Annotated in this window: 1 protein-coding gene; it reads right to left on the minus strand. The window is 64.3% G+C overall.

The window, feature by feature from the left end; genetic code table 11:
• The coding region (gene groEL / locus D477_RS18495) for a chaperonin GroEL (protein WP_005273424.1) at positions 1–850 on the minus strand (850 nt) is incomplete at its 3' end.
• Between the last annotated feature and the right edge of the window lie 521 nt (positions 851–1,371).

Genomic DNA, 1,371 nt, shown 5'->3' on the forward strand with positions numbered 1-1,371 from the left:
TGCGGCGGTCGCCGAAGCCCGGAGCCTTGACGGCGACGGACTTGAAGGTGCCGCGGATCTTGTTGACAACCAGGGTGGCCAGCGCCTCGCCCTCGACGTCTTCGGCAATGATCAGCAGCGGCTTGCCGGACTGCATGACCTTCTCCAGGACCGCAACCAGATCCTTCACGTTGGAGATCTTGGAGTTGACGATCAGGATGTAGGGATCCTCCAGGACGGTCTCCTGGCGCTCTGCGTCGGTGACGAAGTAGCCGGAGATGTAGCCCTTGTCGAAGCGCATGCCCTCGGTGAGCTCAAGCTCCAGGCCGAAGGTGTTGGACTCCTCGACGGTGATGACGCCTTCCTTGCCAACCTTGTCGAGGGCCTCGGAGATCAGCTCGCCGATCTGCGGGTCGCCCGCGGAGATCGAAGCGGTGGCGGCGATCTGCTCCTTGGTCTCGATTTCCTTGGCGGAAGCGAGCAGCTCGGCGGTGACGGCGTCAACGGCCTTCTCGATGCCGCGCTTGAGGCTCAGCGGGTCGGCGCCGGCGGCAACGTTGCGCAGGCCTTCCTTGACCAGGGCCTGGGCGAGCACGGTCGCGGTGGTGGTACCGTCACCGGCCACGTCGTCGGTCTTCTTGGCAACTTCCTTGACGAGCTCGGCGCCGATCTTCTCGTACGGATCGTCGAGTTCGATCTCCTTGGCGATGGAAACACCATCGTTGGTGATCGTGGGGGCGCCCCACTTCTTCTCCAGGACCACGTTCCGGCCGCGCGGGCCGAGGGTCACCTTAACAGCGTCAGCGAGGATGTTCAGACCCCGCTCAAGGCCGCGGCGGGCCTCTTCGTCGAAGCTAATGATCTTTGCCATGGCGGCATCGTCCCTTCTGGACAGTAGACAGCGTGCGCAACCGCACCGGCGGCTGCTGACCACGGCAGTGCCCGCGACGGACGGACCCCGGTTCGATGATCTCTTTACACCGCACCGGCATCCTCACCACAGTGGTCGGGAATTTCACTCTCTCCCGCCAGCTAAGCCGCGTTAGCAGTCAGCCTGCGAGAGTGCCAAGTCAATAATTAGCACTCAGGCACCGAGAGTGCAAGCTGTTGCGGACGCCGATTGCATCCCTTCGCCCCCGGCAGCAACCCGCGGAACCCCGACGCGAGGATCAGGGCGGCCCCTGATGGTCCTTACCCACGCCGGGACGTAGATTGATACCTGAACACCACTGGAATCCACCCCGAAGGACATCGACATGTCGGAGAATCCGAACCGCCCGGAGCAGCCGGAGCCAGGCGCCGCGCAGTCAGGAAAGACAGAGCATCCCACGGAGCCCATCTCCGGCGCCGGCGCCAATCCCACGCAGCCGCTCGGCCGGCCGCAGGAATCCG

The sequence above is a fragment of the Arthrobacter crystallopoietes BAB-32 genome, assembly GCF_000328305.2.
In the GTDB taxonomy this organism is placed as follows: Bacteria; Actinomycetota; Actinomycetes; order Actinomycetales; family Micrococcaceae; genus Crystallibacter; species Crystallibacter crystallopoietes_A.